18 protein-coding genes are annotated in these 18,884 nt (G+C 71.3%); 6 read left to right on the top strand and 12 right to left on the bottom strand.

Features of this window, described 5'->3' with window-relative positions; all coding sequences use genetic code 11:
* Positions 1 to 16: 16 nt before the first annotated feature.
* Positions 17 to 652, bottom strand: coding sequence for a ferritin-like fold-containing protein (locus OH804_RS31315; RefSeq protein ID WP_406061256.1), 636 nt, complete (start codon positions 650 to 652; stop codon positions 17 to 19).
* 328 nt (positions 653 to 980) lie between these two features.
* Between OH804_RS31315 and OH804_RS31310 the strand changes: the two genes are divergently transcribed.
* Positions 981 to 2,666, top strand: a complete 1,686-nt coding sequence (locus tag OH804_RS31310) for a DEAD/DEAH box helicase (RefSeq protein WP_406061254.1) — start codon at positions 981 to 983, stop codon at positions 2,664 to 2,666.
* A gap of 89 nt (positions 2,667 to 2,755) precedes the next feature.
* Positions 2,756 to 3,916 (top strand): class I SAM-dependent methyltransferase, encoded by a 1,161-nt coding sequence (locus OH804_RS31305; RefSeq protein ID WP_406061252.1) that lies wholly within the window; start codon positions 2,756 to 2,758, stop codon positions 3,914 to 3,916.
* A gap of 4 nt (positions 3,917 to 3,920) precedes the next feature.
* Here the strand turns inward: OH804_RS31305 and OH804_RS31300 are convergent, their stop codons facing one another.
* On the bottom strand, positions 3,921 to 4,349 hold the full coding sequence (locus OH804_RS31300) for a hypothetical protein (protein WP_196919873.1): 429 nt from the start codon (positions 4,347 to 4,349) through the stop codon (positions 3,921 to 3,923).
* A gap of 247 nt (positions 4,350 to 4,596) precedes the next feature.
* Between OH804_RS31300 and OH804_RS31295 the strand changes: the two genes are divergently transcribed.
* On the top strand, positions 4,597 to 5,013 hold the full coding sequence (locus OH804_RS31295) for a helix-turn-helix domain-containing protein (RefSeq protein ID WP_196919874.1): 417 nt from the start codon (positions 4,597 to 4,599) through the stop codon (positions 5,011 to 5,013).
* A 119-nt stretch (positions 5,014 to 5,132) separates the two neighbouring features.
* Here OH804_RS31295 and OH804_RS31290 read toward each other — a convergent pair whose 3' ends face one another.
* The 9 genes from OH804_RS31290 to OH804_RS31250 all read right to left on the bottom strand — a co-directional run bounded on the left by OH804_RS31290 (position 5,133) and on the right by OH804_RS31250 (position 14,626).
* A complete protein-coding gene (locus OH804_RS31290; RefSeq protein WP_406061250.1) occupies positions 5,133 to 6,059 on the bottom strand; it encodes a hypothetical protein in 927 nt (308 codons plus the stop codon).
* Positions 6,060 to 6,333: 274 nt separating this feature from the next.
* Positions 6,334 to 8,466 carry a DEAD/DEAH box helicase gene (locus OH804_RS31285; protein ID WP_196919876.1) on the bottom strand — a complete coding sequence of 711 codons (2,133 nt, stop codon included), beginning with the start codon at positions 8,464 to 8,466 and terminating at the stop codon, positions 6,334 to 6,336.
* A 112-nt stretch (positions 8,467 to 8,578) separates the two neighbouring features.
* A complete protein-coding gene (locus OH804_RS31280; RefSeq protein WP_406061248.1) occupies positions 8,579 to 9,325 on the bottom strand; it encodes an SDR family NAD(P)-dependent oxidoreductase in 747 nt (248 codons plus the stop codon).
* Positions 9,326 to 9,436: 111 nt separating this feature from the next.
* The gene (locus OH804_RS31275) at positions 9,437 to 10,546 is read right to left on the bottom strand and encodes a branched-chain amino acid ABC transporter permease (RefSeq protein WP_406061246.1); all 1,110 of its coding nucleotides are present in this window, start codon (positions 10,544 to 10,546) and stop codon (positions 9,437 to 9,439) included.
* Positions 10,543 to 11,433, bottom strand: coding sequence for a branched-chain amino acid ABC transporter permease (locus tag OH804_RS31270; RefSeq protein ID WP_196919880.1), 891 nt, complete (start codon positions 11,431 to 11,433; stop codon positions 10,543 to 10,545). The genes OH804_RS31275 and OH804_RS31270 overlap by 4 nt, the downstream gene beginning before the upstream one ends.
* Positions 11,433 to 12,158 carry an ABC transporter ATP-binding protein gene (locus OH804_RS31265; RefSeq protein ID WP_406061244.1) on the bottom strand — a complete coding sequence of 242 codons (726 nt, stop codon included), beginning with the start codon at positions 12,156 to 12,158 and terminating at the stop codon, positions 11,433 to 11,435. The genes OH804_RS31270 and OH804_RS31265 overlap by 1 nt, the downstream gene beginning before the upstream one ends.
* Before the next feature lie 56 nt (positions 12,159 to 12,214).
* Complete coding sequence (locus tag OH804_RS31260) at positions 12,215 to 12,958, bottom strand: ABC transporter ATP-binding protein (RefSeq protein ID WP_112584733.1); 744 nt, start codon at positions 12,956 to 12,958, stop codon at positions 12,215 to 12,217.
* A 2-nt stretch (positions 12,959 to 12,960) separates the two neighbouring features.
* Complete coding sequence (locus OH804_RS31255) at positions 12,961 to 14,160, bottom strand: substrate-binding domain-containing protein (protein ID WP_406061242.1); 1,200 nt, start codon at positions 14,158 to 14,160, stop codon at positions 12,961 to 12,963.
* Between the two features lie 226 nt (positions 14,161 to 14,386).
* Positions 14,387 to 14,626 (bottom strand): hypothetical protein, encoded by a 240-nt coding sequence (locus OH804_RS31250; RefSeq protein WP_406066750.1) that lies wholly within the window; start codon positions 14,624 to 14,626, stop codon positions 14,387 to 14,389.
* Between the two features lie 260 nt (positions 14,627 to 14,886).
* Here OH804_RS31250 and OH804_RS31245 point away from each other — a divergent pair, with 260 nt between their 5' ends.
* A complete protein-coding gene (locus OH804_RS31245) occupies positions 14,887 to 15,153 on the top strand; it encodes a GntR family transcriptional regulator (RefSeq protein ID WP_231392420.1) in 267 nt (88 codons plus the stop codon).
* 377 nt (positions 15,154 to 15,530) lie between these two features.
* Here OH804_RS31245 and OH804_RS31240 read toward each other — a convergent pair whose 3' ends face one another.
* Positions 15,531 to 16,643: a glycerophosphodiester phosphodiesterase gene (locus OH804_RS31240; RefSeq protein ID WP_406061240.1), complete on the bottom strand. Its 1,113-nt coding sequence runs from the start codon at positions 16,641 to 16,643 to the stop codon at positions 15,531 to 15,533.
* A gap of 140 nt (positions 16,644 to 16,783) precedes the next feature.
* Here OH804_RS31240 and OH804_RS31235 point away from each other — a divergent pair, with 140 nt between their 5' ends.
* Both OH804_RS31235 and OH804_RS31230 read left to right on the top strand, forming a co-directional pair.
* Positions 16,784 to 18,118: a TrkH family potassium uptake protein gene (locus OH804_RS31235; protein ID WP_406061238.1), complete on the top strand. Its 1,335-nt coding sequence runs from the start codon at positions 16,784 to 16,786 to the stop codon at positions 18,116 to 18,118.
* Between the two features lie 68 nt (positions 18,119 to 18,186).
* A complete protein-coding gene (locus tag OH804_RS31230; RefSeq protein WP_406061236.1) occupies positions 18,187 to 18,855 on the top strand; it encodes a potassium channel family protein in 669 nt (222 codons plus the stop codon).
* The last annotated feature ends 29 nt before the right edge of the window (positions 18,856 to 18,884 follow it).

Raw genomic sequence — 18,884 nt, 5'->3', positions numbered from 1 at the left:
CCGACCAGCCGGGCGGTCAGTTGTTCAGCCCGGCGGCGGCCATCCGCGCGGTGTGCGCGGTGGTGAGCCGGCCGAACAGCCCAGGCACGTCGACCCGGCCGTCCCGCGCGATCAGCGCGGTGAGGGTGGCCCGCTCGGCGGCGACGCGGCCGGCCTGGGACAACGCCTCTCCGACCAGCCGCCGGGCCCACATCGAGAGCCGACCAGCTACCCGGGGGTCGTCGGCGACGGTCACCCGGATCTCCGCCGCGGCGAAGTCCGCGTACCGGGAGTCGTGCAGGACGTCCAGCACCAACGCCCGGTCCGGTTCCTCCAGCGCATCGGCGATCTCGCGAACGAAGTCGTCGGTGATCGCGTCGCCGACGTACGCCTTGGTGACCACTTCCGCCCAGTCCCGTGGCTCGGTCGAGTCGTGGTACGCCTGCACCGGCTCGACATAGGGCGCCATCGCATCCTCCGGCGGTACGCCCAGCACGGTGAGCCGGTCGGCGAGGCGCCGGTAGTTGGTGATCTCGGCCGCGGCCATCTCGTTCAGCGCGGCCCGGCGGCGCAGGTCGGGAGCGAGCCGGGCGTCCCCGGCCATCCGCTCGAAGGCGAGCAGCTCGCCGAAGGCGACGAGACCCAACAGGTCAGCGACGGCGAAATCAGACACGAGCGGCAGGTTACCGCGCGCCGACCCTCGGGCGCGTCCCGCGCACGTCGCACCCCAGCCCCACTCGACGGACATGCAATAAGTGGCGTGGGTCACATTTACTTGCCCCGCGTGGCGGGTGGCCGACCGGGAATCGGGACGGGGGCATGCCTGTTCAGGTAACATGGAGCAGTTGCCGTGGGCGCCGACCTGATCGAAGCTCAGCCCGCGGCGCGCGTGCGGCCCGGTCCGGCTCGGCAATCTGCCGCCGACCGTGTGGCCCGCGTCATACCGAACGCGCCCTGAGGACATGACGGGCGCACCCACGAGAGGGCACCCCCACATCCACATGAGCGACCTGACTCAAGATTTGTTGGACGGCCAGGAACTGGCCCCCATCGCCCCGGTTCGACCGGAGGCTCCCACGTTCGCCGCACTCGGCGCCCGCGCCGAGACCGTCGAGGCCCTGGCCTCGGCCGGCATCACCCGCGCCTTCGCCATCCAGGAGTACGCGATCCCGATCGCGCTGCGCGGCGTCGACCTGATCGGTCAGGCGCCCACCGGCACCGGCAAGACCCTCGGCTTCGGCGTACCGCTGCTCGACCGCGTCTTCGCCCCGGGCGAGGGCAGCGACGGTGTCCCTCAGGCGCTGGTCGTCGTCCCCACCCGTGAGCTGGGCATCCAGGTCGCCAAGGATCTGGCCGCCGCCGGCCGGACGCGTGGCGTCCGGGTGCTGCCGATCTACGGCGGCGTGGCGTACGAGCCGCAGATCGACGCGCTGCGCAAGGGCGTCGAGATCCTGGTCGGCACTCCCGGCCGCCTGATGGACCTGCAGAAGCAGAAGCACCTCCGTCTGGACCGGGTGCACGCACTCGTCCTCGACGAGGCCGACCGGATGCTCGACCTGGGCTTCCTCGACGACGTCGAGAAGATCCTGGCGATGCTGCCGGAAGACCGGCAGACGATGCTCTTCTCGGCCACCATGCCGGATCCGATCGTCACCCTGTCGCGGCGCTTCCTGCGCCAGCCGATGACGATCCACGCCGGGCACACCGCCGAGACCGGCCCGTCCCCGCAGACCCAGCAGCTGGTCTACCGCACCCACTCGATGAACAAGGTCGAGGTGGTGGCGCGCATCCTCCAGGCGGAGGGGCGTGGCCTGACCATGATCTTCACGCGGACCAAGCGGGCCGCCGACCGGGTCGCCGAGGACCTCGACTTCCGCGGGTTCGCGGTCGCCGCGGTGCACGGTGACCTCGGCCAGGGCGCCCGTGAGCGGGCTCTGCGGGCCTTCCGGGCCGGCAAGATCGACATTCTGGTCGCCACCGACGTGGCGGCGCGCGGGCTGGACGTCACCGGCGTCACCCACGTCATCAACTACGACTGCCCGGAAGACCAGGACACCTACACCCACCGGATCGGTCGTACCGGCCGGGCCGGCGCGACGGGTGTCGCGGTGACCTTCGTCGACTGGGACGACATGCCGCGCTGGCGGATCATCGACAAGACCCTCGGTCTGGAGATGCCGGAGCCGCCGGAGACGTACCACACGTCGCCGCACCTCTACACCGACCTGCACATCTCCACCGAGGTCAGCGGCACGCTGCCCACGGCCGAGCGCACCCGGGCCGGGCTGTCCGCCGAGATCGAAGAGGATCTGGGTGGAACGACCCGCTCCCGCCGGGGCGACAGCGGTGGTCGGGGCCCCCGACGCGGTGAGAGCCGTGGCGAGGGTCGCGGCGAGCGCCGTGGTCGGAGCGATGGCCGCCGCGACCGCTCCGACGCCGGCACGCCGGCCGTCGCCGAGGCACCTGCGGGCGACGCCGCCGACGAAGGCAGCCGTACCCCGCGCCGCCGGCGTCGCCGCCGGGCCGGCGAGGTGGTCCCGGGCGAGGCGACAGCGGTGATCTCCGCCGACGCCCCCGCCGAGGCGGCCGCCGCGTCCGACGGCGAGGCGTCCAAGCCGCGCCGCCGCCGACGCCGCCGTGGTGGCGGTTCCGGTGCGGGTACGCCGGCCGAGGCGACAGCCGACTGACCACCAGCCACACCTGACATCCCCCGCACCGCCTCGCGCGGTGCGGGGGATGTTTCCCTTCTCCCACCCCACCTGCCGAAGATGGAACGATGCCGCAACCACTGGACGCCGCCCTGACCGAGGTTCGGGCGCTGCTGCTCGACCCCGCGCTGACCCGGGCGGTCGCCGCCGGACGTCGACGCGGCCGCCGCCCCACCGTTGAGCGGGCCGAACTGCGGCCGGTGACGCTCAAGGCCGGGCACCGGATGCAGATCACCACGTCCGACGGCGCTCGCCCGTACACCCGCAACGTCGCCTCCGGTCCCGAGGCCACAGCGGCGATCGACGAACTGCTCGCCGAGCCGTTCGGCAACTGGCACGTCGAGACGGCCGACGCGACGCTCCAGCTGCGGGTAACCAAGTCGGGCGAAGCGCAGGTGCACCGGGCCGCGACGTCCCGACCGGCGGCGACGCCCAGCGGAAACGACCGGGCCAAGGAATACCTGCTCGACCCCGGTGACCCGATCTTCGCCGAGATCGGCGGCTCGGCGGCCAAGCGCCGCCAGGTGGACGCGTTCCTGCGGGCCCTGGCCGCGACCCTGCCCGACGACCTGACCGGTCCGCTACGGGTGGTCGACCTGGGCTGCGGCAACGCGTACCTGACGTTCGCCGCGTACCGCTACCTGACGGGTCGGGGGCTCGACGTCCAGCTGATCGGCGTGGACGTCCGAGAGGACCAGCGGCGGCGCAACACCGAGCTGGCGCAGCGGCTGGGCTGGGCCGACCAGGTCAGCTTCGTGGCCGGGACGATCGCCGACGCCGTCGTCGACCCCGCCCCCGACCTGGTGCTGGCACTGCACGCCTGCGACACCGCCACCGACGAGGCGCTGGCCCGAGCGGTGCGTTGGGAGGCCCGCTGGGTGCTGGCCGCGCCGTGCTGCCACCACGATCTGGCGAAGCAGCTCCGCGCCCACCCCGCCCCGGGCCCGTACGAGCTGCTGACCCGGCAGGGCATCCTGCGCGAGCGCTTCGCCGACGTACTCACCGACGCCCTGCGCGCCGGGCTGCTGCGGGTGCACGGCTACCGGGCCGAGGTGGTGGAGTTCGTGGACTCGCAGCACACACCGCGTAACCTGCTGATCCGCGCACGTCGTACCGGGGCCGAGGCGACCGGACCGCAGCGCGCGGAGTACCGCGAGCTGGTGGACCAGTGGCAGGTCACCCCCCGGCTGGAGGCCCTGCTGGCCGCCGGAGAGACGCCCGCCTCCTAGCTGGCTAGCGTCGGCGGTCCCGGCCACCGTTGCGCTCGCTGACACCGCGGTCGAGGACCGACACCCGCTCGGCACCGGGCCGCTGGGCGTCGCCCGGGACGGTCGGGAATGGTACGACCTTGCCCCCGGTCTCGGCGTTCCCGGCGGCCGCGAAGGCGTTCCAGGAGATGTCGACAAGCAGCTTCTTCACCTCGGCGTGCCGGATGGCGGCGTTGTGTTGCAACGCCATGCGTGCACCGAGCAGGACCGCGACCAGGGTGGTGGTGATGGTGCCGGTGGCGGCCAGCACCTGGAGGCCGGTCGCGGAGTCGGCGCGCAGCACCAGGACCAGCAACCAGATCCAGAACGCGGCCGCGAAGACGCCGGCCTTGGCGACGAAGAAGAGGCTCACCGCACCGGGCTGGTACGGCTGGGGGCGGCTCGAATCGGCCATGGTGCTCCTCGGCGGTGGTCCGGTCGGACGCGGCAGGCGACAGACCCCAGGTCGGGACGGGCACCGAGCTTATAGAAGAACGATGATGATCGCTCGATGCAATTTTCGTTCTGCACAAACGCTTCCAGAGAAAAGTCTCACCCACGGGACAGTTTGTGCGGTCAGTCAATTGTTTCCGGCCCTGGGCGTACTACCCTCGGAAGGCGCATCGTCCCGGTGCTCCGGCGGGAGGGGAAGACACACAGGGATGGGATCCGCCGACGTATCACCGCAGATGGCCTTCGCCCGCTTCGTCCGGCGCGCCATCGATGACGCTCGTGACGAACGTGGCTGGACCGTGACTGATCTTGCCTCGCACACGGGCGTGGGTCGCTCCACCGTGTTCCGCTGGCTGGCCGGCGATTGGCACGACTACCCCGAGTTGGCCAAGGTGCGCGGCTTCTGCGCCGCACTGGATCTGCCGGTCGCCGCCGCGTTCCGCGCGCTCGGGCTACCCGACGCCGGTCCCACGCCCCGCCGACGCCACGACGACGGCCCGGTCGAGGCCGACGTCCGGGCCATCCTGGACCGGCTGGCCGACCCGACGGTCCCCGCCGAGGAGAAACACCACATCCGCGACCTGCTCCGCTACCTGGCCCGCCGCCCCATCCGCCGAGCCGGCTAACCCCGTCCCGCTCCCACTCCCACTCCCGCTCAAGCACCGGTGATCATGAAGTTGTTGCCCCGACACGCCGCGGCGGGTGGCGATAACTTCATGATCAACGGGAGGGGTGGGGGTCGAGCCTAGGGGACGGTGAGGGTGAATTCCGCCGTTCGGACCTCGGCGTTCACCTGGAAGTCGAGGTACAGGCGGTAGCGGCCCGGACCGGGAGTGGTCAACCAGAACTTGATCTGACCGTCCACCAGCTCGGTCTCCGGGTGCACGTGCAGGTAGCCGAGGTCGCCCTCGCGCAACGCCACCAGGTGCCCGTACGCCCCGAGGTACCGCTCCAGCGGGGCGGCACCGCCAGCGCCGTCGACCCGGAAGGTCAGCGGCACTGTCGCCCCTGCCTGCGGGGTGCCCTGGTAGCCGACGCTGAAGCCGTCCACTGTCGTCGAGGTGGCCGGCCCGGGCAGCGGGCTGGGCTGGTAGTCACCGGGCGCCACCAGGTCCGTGCCGAGGGTCACCGCGGTCTGCGCGCCGTTGTCGGCGACAACAGTGAAGTCGGCGTACGCGCGCCAGAGGCCGGGCTGCGCGAGGGTCAACGGCACCGACCAGGTGCCGTCCGCCGCCATGGTCGGGTGCAGGTGCTGGTAACCGGTCAGGTCCCGCCGGACGACGATGAGGTGCAGCGGCTTGTCGTGCACGATGGCGAACCGGGTGACCGGCCGGCGCTGCGCGTCGCGCACCTGGAAGCGGAGTTGACCGGGACGACCCGCCTCGAACTCGGTGGCCAGGGGGGCCAGGGTGAACCCGGCCGCGCTGACCGCCAGACCGCCCGGCTCGCTGGCAGCGCCCTGATCGGCGGCCGTGGCGGAGCCGTGGTTGTGCGGCGCGACGCCCGGCGGGTCGGTGTGCTCGGCGGCCAACGACGGACTGCCGGTGGCGGCACCGTTGGCGTTCAGCCGGCCGAGGCCGAAGCCGAGCAGCACCGCCAGCACCAGCCCGCCGACCACCAGCGCCAGCCGGAGAGTGCTCTTGTCCGGCCCGGCGGGAACCTCGTCAGCCACGACCGACGCCCAGCGCCTGGCCGGCCTCGTCCCCGGCGGTCGGGTCCGCGCCGGGGTACGGGCGGCGGACGGGCTGGTGGTCGGTCATGCCGCCCACGGTACCGCCGCGTCCGGCCGGGTCAGGCCGACGCCCGGACAGCGTGGCGCCTGTCGCACTCGACGCCGCCCGGGAACTTTCCCACCCGACCGCCGCAACCCGCGCCGCAGCACCCGGACCAAGCACGGACGACGGCGCAGACCCGAACGGCCACGCGACCGGCACGACGGCGGCGGGTCAGCCGGCCACGGCGAGGGCGAGCGGGAGCACGTCCGTCGCGCCGGCCCGGCGTAGGGCCCGGGCCACCAGTGTCATCGTCCAGCCCGAGTCGATCAGGTCGTCGACGAGCAGCACCGGGCCGTCCAGCCCGGCCAGCGCGTCGGCCAGGTCGGCCGGCACGGTGAAGGCGTCGTGCAGCGCGCGTACCCGTTGGGCGCTGTTGCCGCGCGGCCCGGCCGGGCCTCCGGGGCCGGATGCGGCGACCTCACCCAACAGCGGCAGCCGGCCCACTGTGGCGATCCGCTCGGCGAGCGAGCCGAGCAGCCGGGGCCGACTCCGGGAACCGACAGCGACCACCGCCACCGGCCGGCGGGGCCACGGGTCGTCGCCGTGCGCCCACGCCTTCAGCACCTCCACGACCGCGCCGGCGACGTCGTCGGGCAGCGGCGCGTCCGGCGCTTCCGGGCCGACGAGAGCACGCAGCCGGCCACCCCAACCCAGGTCGGAGAGCCGCCCGACGGCCCGGCCCGGCAGCGCCTGGTCCGCGGGGGCGATCCGGCCCTTGAGGGGTACGCCCACCGCGTCGAGCCCGGTCGGCCAGAGCTTCTTCGGCGCGATCTCCACGCCGGGTCGGCCCAGGAAGGCCTGCGCGGCGGCGAGCGCGGCCGTCGACACGTCGGCGGCGAAGAGAGGGTCGGCGCACCTGTCGCACCGGCCGCAGTCGACCGCCTCGGTGTCGTCCAGGCGTTCCCGTAGATACCGCATCCGGCAGTCGGACGTGGTCGCGTACTCCCGCATGGCCTGTTGCTCGACGGTGCGCGCCTCGGCGACGCGGCGCAACCGGGCCTCGTCGTAGACCCACGGCTCGCCGGTGGCGAGCCACCCACCGCGCACCCGGCGGACCGCGCCGTCCACGTCGAGCACCTTGAGCATCAGCTCCAGCCGGGCCCGGCGCAGGTCGACGAGGGGTTCGAGTGCCTGGGTGGAGAGCGGGCGGTCGGTGTGCAGGGCTGCCAGCACGGCCCGGACCTGCTGCTCCGGTGGGAACGCCAGCGAGGCGAAGTAGCGCCAGATCGCGGCGTCCTCGACGCCGGGCAGCAGCAGCACCTCGGCGTGCTCGACGGCGCGGCCGGCGCGGCCGACCTGCTGGTAGTACGCGATCGGCGAGGGTGGCGCGCCGAGGTGGACGACGAAGCCCAGGTCAGGCTTGTCGAAGCCCATGCCGAGGGCGCTGGTGGCGACCAACGCCTTGATCTTGTTGTCGAGCAGGTCCTGTTCGGCGGCCCGCCGGTCGGCGTCGTCGGACTGCCCGCTGTACGAGGCGACCGGGTAGCCCCGGGAGCGCAGGAACTCGGCCGTCTCGCCCGCTGCCGCCACTGTCAGCGTGTAGACGATGCCTGAGCCGGGCAGCTGGTCCAGGTGGTCGGCGAGCCAGGCCAGCCGGTGCGCCGGGCTGGGCAGGTCGAGCACCCCGAGGCGCAGCGACTCGCGGTCCAGGGTGCCGCGCAGGATGAGGGCGTCGCCGAGCTGCTCGGCGACGTCCTGGGTGACCCGCGCGTTGGCGGTGGCGGTGGTCGCCAACACGGGGGTGCGCTCGGGCAGTTCGGCGAGGAACGTCCGCAGCCGCCGGTAGTCCGGCCGGAAGTCGTGCCCCCAGTCGGAGACGCAGTGCGCCTCGTCGACCACCAGTAGGCCGGTGGTGGCGGCCAACTTCGGCAGGACGCCGTCGCGGAAGTCCGGGTTGTTGAGGCGCTCCGGGCTGATCAGCAGCACGTCCACAGCGCCGGTCTGGATCTCGGCGGTGATCTCGTCCCACTCGTCGAGGTTCGCCGAGTTGATCGTGCGGGCCCGGATGCCGGCCCGAGCGGCCGCCTCGACCTGGTTGCGCATCAACGCCAGCAGCGGCGACACGATGACCGTCGGCCCGGCCTGGTGGCCCTGCTCACGGTCCCGGAGCAGGGCGGTGGCCACGAAGTAGACAGCCGACTTGCCCCAACCGGTGCGCTGGACGCAGAGCACCCGCCGCCGGTCGACGACCAGTGCCTCGATGGCGCGCCACTGGTCCTCGCGCAGCCGGGCGTGGTCACCGGCCAGCCGGCGCAGCACCGCCTCGGCCCGCTCCCGTACGCCTGCCCGCTCTGCTGTCTCCACCCGGCATTTCTACCAGCGCCGTGCGTCAAGCCCTTGTTGATCAAGAGCTTTGCGTCATCATTCGGCCTGATTCTGACGCAAACCTCTTGATCAACCAGGTCAGGGCCGGGGGTCAGCGGCCGAGGACTGAGCCTCCGTTGACGCCCAGGATCTGACCCGTGACGTAACCGGCCGCCGGGCTGGCCAGATAGCGGACCGCTTCGGCGATGTCGTCCGGCAGCCCGGCCCGCCCGACCAGGGTCGCCGCCACCCGCTTCGCGTGCCCCTCGGCGGTCATCCGGTCACCGAAGAACTCAGTCTCGGCGACGTAGCCGGGGCTCACCACGTTGACAGTGATCTGCTCCGGACCAAGCTGCGCCGCCAGGTCGTACGCCCAGCCGTGCAGGGCCGCCTTCGCCGCCGAGTACGGCCCACCGCCGCCGCGCTGGGCGGCGATCGAGCTGACCAGGATCACCCGCCCACCGGGGCGCCGCAGAGCCGGCCGCAGAGCCTCGGTCAGCAGCACTGCGGTGAGCACGTTGGCGTCCAGGTTGGCCCGCCAGTGTGCGGCGGTCCCGGCCAACGTGTCGGTATCCCCGCCCAGGTAACCACCAGCGTTGTTGACCACCACGTCGACCGGCCGGTCACCAACCGCCGCGAGGACCGCGTCGAGCTGCTCCGGATCGGTCAGGTCCGCGGTCACGGCGGTGATCGCGTCCGGCCGCCCACAGTCCGCGCCGATCTGCTCGGCGGCTGCCGTCAGCACGTCGGCCCGCCGCCCGACGATCAGTACGTCGTAACCGTCGCGGGCGAGCACTCCCGCCACGGCCGCGCCGATCCCGGTCCCGCCCCCACTGACAACAGCGACCCGCGAATCCATCTCCCACCCCTCCCCCTGCCAAAGAACCCCGTCGATCATGAAGTTATCGCCATCCGGTGCGGCGTGTCACGGCAACAACTTCATGATCGACGGGGCGACAGCGGGCGGACCTCAGCGGGGGGAGCGGGGGCGGAGGGCGCGGGTCAGGTGGGACAGGCGGGGGGCCAGGCTGGCCAGGCCTCCGGGGAAGAAGTAGACGGCCAGGATGAAGACAGTGCCCAGCACGAACAGTGGCTGGCTCAGCGGACGGCTGAGGAAGGCCGGCAGGTTGTCCACCGCGTCGCTCGTGCCGAAGGCGGTGAGCCGGTGGTCCAGGTACATGTAGAGGACACCACCGAGCACCGGACCCCACCGGGTGCCCGGCCCGCCGAGCACCACCATGACCAGCAGCGACAGGGTCAGCTCGGAGGACGTGATGTGCGGCGACGCGCCGCCGACGATCAGGACGTAGACCACCCCGCCCGCCGACGCCAGGCCACCGGCCAGGGTGAACGCCACCAGCTTGTAGCGGTACGGGTCCAGCCCGAGCACGCCGATCCGCCGCTCGTCGTCGCGCAGCCCGGCGAGCACCCGACCGGTCGGTGACCCGCTCACCCGGTGCACCACGAAGACCACAAGGGTCAGGTACGCCAGCGCCAACCAGTACAGGTTGACCGTGTTGGTCACCCCCACCAGCCCGGCGGGCAGCCCGGACACGTCCAGCGGCAGGCCCTCCTCACCACCGGTGAGGCCGCCGAAGTCCCGGGCCACCAGGATCGCGCCCACCTGGGCGAAGGCCAACGTGACCATGGCGAACGCGATGCCCACAGTCCGCAGCGCCACCGCGCCGAGCAGCGCCGCCAGGATGGTGCCGCCGGTGATGGTCAGCAGCGCCGCCTGCCACAGCGGCAGACCGGCCCGGGTGACCAGGATGTCGGTGCCGTAGACACCGGCGGCGAAGTACAACGCGTGCCCGAAGGAGAGCATCCCGGTCCGGCCGAAGAGCAGGTCGTATCCGGCCGCCAACCCGCCGAAGATCAGGCAGATGGCGAGCAGTTGCAGGGTGCCGGGCGAGTTGACCGGCCCCTCGAAGATCCCCGGCAGGGAGATCGTCGAGTACGGCAGGATCGCCAGCACGACGAGCGCGACCAGCGGCAGGAACGGGCGGACCCGGTGCCACCGCCCCCGCTGCGGGCTCAGTTCGTCGGGCACCTGCGCGCGAGGCGCGTCGATCACCGTCATGCCGTTGCCACCTTTCCGGCGATGCCCTGCGGGCGCAGCAGCAGCACCACGGCCAGCAGCCCGACCACGCAGATGTCGCCCAGCCCGGACGTGCCGTAGTAGTTGACGAACTGCTGCACCAGCCCGACCACGACCGCCGCGTACGCGGAGCCGACCACCGAGCCCATCCCGCCGATCACCACCACGATGAACGCGAAGATCAGCAGCGAGCCGCCCTGCCCGGGCGAGACGGTGCCGAAGTAGACCCCGCCGAGCGCGCCAGCGAGCGCGGCAGCCGCCCCACCGATCGCGAAGACCAGAGTGAACGCCTTGCGGACGTCGATGCCCAGCGCGGTCACCATCTCCCGGTTCTCCACCCCGGCCCGGATCACCAGGCCGTACCGGGTCCAGCGCAGGAACGCCAGGATCGCGCCGAGCACCAGCACCGCCGCGATGATCAGCAGCAGACCACCGTTGGGCACCTGCGCGCCGAGGATCCCGGTCACCTGCCGGGTCCAGTCCGGACGCGGGAACGGCCGGGCGTCCGCACCCCAGGTGGCCTGGAGCAACGCCACCCCGGCCAGCGAGAGCCCGACGGTGACCAGCACCTGCTCGATGGTGCGGGAGTACAGCGGGCGGATCAGCACCAGCTCGACCAGGATCGCGACCAGCGTGCCGGCGGCGACCCCGAAGGCGACAGCGAACACGAAGCCCAACCCGTCCGGGCCGGCGCCCGGCAGGTTGCCCGCCGCCCACCAGGTGCCGTACGCGCCGACGCCGAGGAACAGCCCGTGCGCGAAGTTGAGCACGTCGGCCAGGCCGAAGACCAGGGACAGGCCCGAGGCGACCAGGAAGTACAGCGCCGCCAGGCCGAGCCCGGTCAGCGCCAACAGGATCACGGTCCCCATCAGTGAGACACCTCCGCCGAGCCGACCCCGAGCAGCGACTTCGTCAACGCGGTCTCCAACAGCAGCTCACGGGCGTCGCCGGTCCAGGCCACCTTGCCGGCGGCCAGCACGACCGCGTCGCGGGCCAGTCGGCGTACGACGGCCAGGTTCTGCTCGACCAGCAGCACCGGCACCGACTCCGCGACCCGTTCCAACACCTCGGCCACCTCGGTCACCACCTTCGGCGCCAACCCCTTGGTCGGCTCGTCAACGAGCAGCAGCCGGTTGTCGTTGAGCAGCACCCGACCGATCGCGAGCATCTGTTGCTGACCGCCGGAGAGCGAACCGGCCCGTTGCCGTCCGCGCCGGTCCAGCTCCGGAAAGAGCGCGAAGACCTTGTCGTACGCCGGGGTGGTGCCGCGCCGCTCGGCGAGCCGCAGGTTCTCGGCGACGGTGAGCCCGGCGAACACGCAGCGGTCCTCGGGCACGTAGCCGAGCCCGCCGCGGACCAGCCGGTGCGTCGGCCGGGCCAGCAGGCTCTGCGCGCCCATCCGGATGGTGCCGCGGACCTCCCCGGCGGGTGGGGTGAGGCCGACGATCGCGCGCAGCGTGGTGGTCTTGCCGACGCCGTTGCGACCGAGCAGGACTGTCACGCCGGTCGGGGCGACAGTGAAGGACACCCCCTGGAGGATGTGCAGCCCGGAGATCCGGACCGACAGCTCCTCGACACTGAGGATCGGTTCCATCGGGGCTGCCTCCGTTCGCGACTGCGGGGCTCGCAAACCCGGCTCACTCCTCGCGCTCACAGCGACTCCCCCAGGTAGGCCTCTTGCACCGTGGGGTTGGCCATGACCGTCTCCGGGGTGTCGCAGGCCAACAGCGCGCCGTGGTGCATGACGGCGATGCGGTCGGCCAACTCCAGGATGACGTCCATGTGGTGTTCGACCATCAGCACCGCCCGGCCGCTGTCGCCGGTCAACGACTTGATGACCGCCACCAGCTCCGGTACGTCCTCGGCGCTGACCCCGGCCATCGGCTCGTCCAGCAGCATCACCCGCGGTTCACCGGCGAGCAGCAGGGCGATCTCCAACTTGCGCTTCTCGCCGTGGGCCAGGGTGCCGGCGAGGGCCGTACCCCGGTGGGCGAGACCGACCCGGTCGAGCGCCGCGTCGGCGGCGGCGGCGACCTCCCGGTCGGCCGCCGCCCGCCGCCACAGCGCCATCGAGCCCCCGCGGTGCGCCTGCACGGCGAGCCGGACGTTCTCCCGCACGCTCAGCGAGCCGAAGACCGAGGACGCCTGGAAGGTACGGCCCAGACCGAGGCGGGCCCGCCGGTGCGGCGGAAGCGCCCCGATGTCCTGCCCGTCCAGAACGATCCGGCCCTCGGTGGCCCGGCGCAGGCCGGTGATCAGGTTGAACAGTGAGGTCTTACCGGCGCCGTTCGGTCCGATGACGCCCAGGAACTCCCCGGGCGCCAGGTCGAGGTAGACGCTGTCGACGATGGCGACCTCACCGATCCGCCAGGTCAGACCGCGGGTGGCGAGCATGGTCAGCCCTTCATGGCCACGGCCGGCGGCGCGGTCTCGTCACCGGTGAGGCTCTTCTGCGCGGTCGCCGTGAACGCGGTGCCGCTGCCGGTCAGCTTGGCCTGGAACATCGGCTGGAGCAGCGCGTGGTCGGCGGCCCGGATGGTCATCTTGCCCTTGACCCCGTCGAAGCTCCAGCCCTCCAGTGCGGTGACCATCTTGTCGACGTCGTCCCCACCCTCCTGCACGGCGCGGACCACCATCTGGGCGGCGGCGAAGCCGTCCGGGTGGAACAGGTCGATGGTGTTGACAGTGGCCTTCAGCGCCTTGCTGGCCTCGGTGTCGCTGGCACCGTCGAAGTAGTGCGACAGGAAGGAGATCTTCGCGCCGGCAGCACCGAAGGTCGGCCACGAGGCGCGGATGTCCAGGCCGGTGACGACAGTGGTGGACGAGAGGACGCCCTGCTGGTCGAGGGTCTGCCACATGGCTGGGGCGGTCGTGCCCGCCCACGCCACGAAGAGCAGGTCCGGCTTGGCGGCCTTGATCTGGCTGGCGAACGGGGTGAACTCGGTGGCGCTGGCCGGGGCCCGGACACTGCTCACTGTCGCGCCCGCGGTGCCGATGACGGCCTTGACGGCCGCCTCGTTGGCGTCGCCGAACGCGCCGTCCTGGGCGAAGACCACCACCTTCTTGCCGGTCGGGTCGCCGATGAACGACTTGGCGGTCACCACATCCTGGTAGGACTGCCGACCGGAGCGGAAGGTGTACTTGTTCGCGCCGGTCACCGCGTCCGTGGCGGCCGGGCCGGAGATGAACAGGACCTTGTTCTGCGCCGCGATCGGCGCGACCTGGAGCGCCACACCGGAGGCGGTGGAGCCGGCGATGATCTTCGTGCCCTTGCCGATCAGGTCCTTCGCCGCGGAGACCGCCTTGGCCGGATCGCCCGCGTCGTCGACCTCGGTCAGCTCGATCTTCCGGTCACCGACCTTGCCGGTGCCCTGGGTGGCGAAGTCCAGCCCCGCCTTGAACCCCTCGATGTACTGCTTTCCGTAGCTGGCCAGGGCTCCCGACTGGGAGTACACCAGGCCGACCTTGACCGGCGCGGCGCTGTCGCCGCCGCCGGTGGCGGTGTCCTGCGGGCTGCCACAGGCCGTGGCGGCCAGCGCCGCGGCCATCATCGTGGCGGCGGAGAGGAACGCCCGCCGCGTCGTCCGGACCGTCATTGCGACTCCACATGAGGACTCAGAGGGAGAGAACTTCTTCGTGACGGCTCACGCTAGAAGTGACGTCACCCACGAGCTATGTGGCGGAAACACACAAGTAACAGGAATGAGGTGGCCGAGGGTTACAACGGGCCGCACTACCAGCCGGGAGCCCACGCCCTCGATGGCCCGAACCCCCACGGACCACCCGAGCCGTGTGTCTCTCCGCGCCATTCGCCCGGTTCGGTCACCCGCAGGGTCCGTCGTGGGCCGCCGCGCGCGGGCAGCGCCGACGACCATCGAGCAAGCTGTCGCAGAAGACCCGATGACGTACGCACTGAGCGTCCTCCTCGGACACCGTCGTCTCCGCCCGATCGACGTCGGCGAGGAAGCCCAGCGCCCGGGTGATCACCCGAGCGAACCGCAGCGCCCCCGGCAGGTCTACCGCGACCACCGGCAGGTGCACCACGAAACGCTCTCTATCCATGCGCACAGCCATCACCCTCGACTCGTCGATCTGGTGGGCGGTCCGGTGTGCGGGTAGGGGACGCCCACCAGACCGCCCGGCCCCACGCCCGCAGCCCTCATCGGCGGCGGTACGAACGCGGAGCCCACCTCACGCCCGCCCCCGAGGGTTTGCCGAACCAACCGGAGCCGGACATCAGCAACCTACCCCAAATGCTTGTGTAGGTCGACCCTTCGAAGCAGCGACACCACAGCCTGTTGCAGTAACTGGTGTAGGCCGGCATGATCGAGGACGCCGAACCGACCGGAGTCCTCACCATGCCCACAGCAGAAGCCCCATATCGCCGCATCGCCAACGAGATCGCCGCGAAGATCAAGAGCGGCGACCTCAAGCCGGGTGACAAGCTGCCCTCCACCCGGGAACTCGCCGAGGCTTACGCCGTGCACATGAACACGGCCTCCCGGGCGCTCTCTCTGCTGCACGACCGCGAGTTGATTACCGGTCAGCCCGGCCGCGGCACCTACGTCGCCGAACACCCCGGCCGGTAGCACTCCCCGTCCGACCGCAGCGGGCGAAGATCGCCGCAACTTCACCGTTGTTGCTGCCTCGGAGCGAGTCGAAGCAGCAACAACGGTGATGTTGCTGCCTTAACACCTTCGAGTCGGCGGTCTGGTCTCGAGATCGTGCTCGATCCTGGATGTAGGGGCCTCGCCCCGCGCACGACACCACTACTTCCTGGATCGAGCACGATCTTGCGGCGGACGGCGGCTAGGAGCGGCCGTCATCCTGTGATCTTGCGGGGCGGACCCGCTCGGACGTGCCGCTGGCCCGTCGTCCGGGTGACGGACGACGGGCCAGCGTGTGGGCCGGGCATGGTCGGCCCGGTGGTCGGCTCGGAGCGGATCAGCTCCGGGCCGAGTGTGGGTCAGCGGCCGGCGAGGGCGGCGACGGCAGTGTCCGGGTGGTCGCTGAAGACACCGTCGAGGCCCAGACCGAGGAAGAGTTCGTACTCGGCGGTGATGTCGCCGCGCGCGTTCGGGTCGGTGCCGATCCGGAAGTCCACCGGAAGGAACTGGTTCTCGGCGCGGAACGTCCACGAGTGCACGAGCAGGTGCTCCCGGTGTGCGTCGCGTACCACTGTGGTGGGGGCGAGCAGGGCGCCGGCGGCGTTCCGGGGGACGAGCAGGTTCTTGTTCGCGCCGATGCCGTCGGCGTACCCGGCGATCCACTTCAGCCCGGCCGGCGTGACCAGATCCTGGTAGGTGCGGGCGTCACCGGCGACGGTGAAGTCGTAGGGGCGGCCGGTCGCGTCGAGCAGTTGGACCAGCTTCACGTCGGTCAGCCGGCTCAGGCGACGCAGGTTGGCCGTCTCGAACGACTGGATGAAGACCGGCGAGTTCTTCCGGTCCAGCTTGTTCTGCCGCAGCACCCGGAGCAGTGGCTCCTCCAACGGCAGTTTGATCGAGGCGAAGTAGCTCGGGTGCTTGGTCTCCGGGTAGATGCCGATGGTGCGGCCCCGTGCCCGCCCCTCGGTCCGGGCCAGGTCGATGACTTCCTGGAGGGTGGGCACCTCGAAGCGGCCGTCGAAGGCGGTGTTCGCCACGCGTACCTGCGGTAGCCGCTCCTTGGCCCGCAGCGTCTTCAGCTCGGCGAGGGTGAAGTCCTCGGTGAACCAACCGGTCACCGCGACGCCGTCGATGGTCTTCGTCGCCTTGCGGGATGCGAACTCCGGGCGGGTCGACACGTCGGTGGTGCCGGAGATTTCGTTCTCGTGCCGGGCGACCAGCACGCCGTCGGAGGTGGAGACAAGGTCCGGCTCGATGTAGTCGGCACCCATCCGGATCGCCAACCGGTACGCCTCCAGCGTGTGCTCCGGGCGGTAGCCGCTGGCGCCCCGGTGACCGATCACGATTGGTCGGTCGTTGGCCCGGGAGTGGTCAGCGTTCGTAGCCGGTTCGGCGGCCGCGATGGTCGGCAGGGCCACGGCGGCGGCGAGCAGAACGCCGGCCACGCCGAGGGTCGAGAGGGTACGTCGCAACGCCGTCTCCTGTCATCGGTTGGTCCGGGTAAGCAGACCGCCCGCGATTTGCCAGGAGTTGGTCGATGGCTGGCCGGCAGATGAATCTCCGGAATGCCCGTTCCCCCTCCAGGGTGGCGGGCGGCCAGGAAGATTGTCTGGTGCGCCGGTTTTTCCGCAATCCCGTGCGGCTGGTGCCGTTCGCGTTCCTGGTGCCGATCCTGCTCGGGACCGGGTTGCTCATGGCGCGCTGGGCGACCGTCGAACACGTACGCCCACCCGTGGTCACCGCGCTCTTCACCGCCACCTCGGCCGTGTCGGTCACCGGCATGGCGATCACCGACACGCCGAACTACTGGTCCGGCTGGGGACTGGTGGTGATCACCCTGCTCACCCAGCTCGGCGGCCTCGGCATCCTCACCGTCGCGGCGTTGGTCATCCTGGTGGTCTCCAGTCAGCTCGGGCTGCGCAACCGGTTGCTGGTGCAGGCCGAGACGGCGGAGTTCGGCATCGGTGACGTGGGCCGGTTGCTCCGCCGGATCGCGCTGACCGTCTTCGCCTGCGAGGCGGTGATGACAGTGCTGATCGCCGGTCGGCTCTGGCTGGCCTACGACTATCCGTTCGGGCGGGCCCTCTGGTCCGGTGCCTTCCACGCCGTACAGGGGTTCAACAACGGTGGCTTCGCGCTCTACACCGACGGTCTGCTGGCCTTCAGCCGTGACCCGTGGGTGTCGCTGCCGCTGGCGATCGGCGCGATCATCGGCGGGCTCGGGTTTCCCGCGCTGTTCGAGGCGGTACGCGAGTGGCGTCAGCCGGCGCACTGGGCGGTGGCGACGAAGTTGACCATCTGGGGCAGCGTGGTGCTGCTGGTGATCGGCTTCGTTGGCCTGCTCACCGCCGAGTGGACCAACGCGAGCACGATCGGCCAGTACGACGTACCCGGCAAGATCCTCGCGTCGTTCACCCAGATCGCGCTGAGCCGCACCGGCGGCTACAGCGTCCTGAACATCGCCGCCCTTCAGGAGGAGAGCTACCCCCTGCTGATCGTGCTGATGTTCATCGGCGGCGGCAGCGCCAGCACGGCCGGGGGCATCAAGGTCTCCACGTTCTTCCTGCTGGCGTTCACCATCTGGGCGGAGCTGCGGGGTGAGCCCGACGTGACGATCGGGCACCGGCGGGTGGCCACCGCGAGCCAGCGGCAGGCGGTCACCGTGGCGCTGCTGAGTGTCGCGTTGGTGGCGGCCGGAACCATGCTGTTGCTGCTGCTCACCGAGGGCGTCCGCTTCGTCGCGGCCCTGTTCGAGATCACCTCGGCGTTCAGCACCACCGGTCTGACCATCGGTCTGGCCGCCGAACTGCCGGCCGGCGGCCAACTGGCGCTGACCGTGCTGATGTTCATCGGCCGGGTCGGGACGCTCACCCTGGGGTCGGCGATCGCCCTGAACACCCGGCGCCGGCTCTACCGCTATCCCCAGGAGCAACCCATTGTCGGCTAGGGCGTGTTTCGGACGTGTCGGGCGGCCCGCGCGTCGGAGACCCGCCCTTGGAAGCAGGGAGGGCCGAGGTGTCGGCTAGACGGGCGGACAGCGGCGGCATCGTGGTGATCGGGTTGGGTCGATTCGGTTGTCACCTGGCCGGGTCGCTGACCCGGATGAACCGCGAGGTGTTGGCGATCGACCGCAGCCCGGCGAAGGTGCAGCGCTGGTCGGCGCAGCTCGACCGTGTGGTTCAGGCCGACGCGACCGAGGAGGGGGCGCTGCGGCAACTGGGCATCACCAGTTTCGGGCGGGCGGTGGTGGCCATCGGGGCCTCGGTGGAGGCGAGTGTCCTCACCGTGTTGGCGCTGGTCGAGCTGGGTGTGCCCCAGATCTGGGCGCGGGCGACCTCGCAGAAGCACGCCAAGATCCTGGCATCGGTGGGCGCGCATCACGTGATCTTCCCGGAGGCGGAGACCGGGGACCGGGTCGCGCACCTGATCGTGAGCCGGTTGCTCGATTTCATCGAGTTCGACGACGACTTCGCGATCGCCACCGTCCGGGTGCCGGAGTCCCTGGTCGGCCGCACCCTGGTCGACCTGCGACCGGAGGAGCGCTACGGGATTCGCGTGATCGGCGCCAAGCTGCCGGGCGAGCGCTTCCGGTACGCGTCCGACGACATCGCACTCCCCCGGGGTGGGGTGGTCATCGTCGAGGGTGGGATCGACCAGGTGCAGCGATTCGCCGGCATGCGCTGACCCGCCGCACGCCGACCGGCCTCGGTGTG

The organism is Micromonospora sp. NBC_00860, assembly GCF_045207375.1.
Lineage (GTDB): Bacteria > Actinomycetota > Actinomycetes > Mycobacteriales > Micromonosporaceae > Micromonospora > Micromonospora vinacea.
This window is presented reverse-complemented; position numbering and strand designations above follow the sequence as displayed.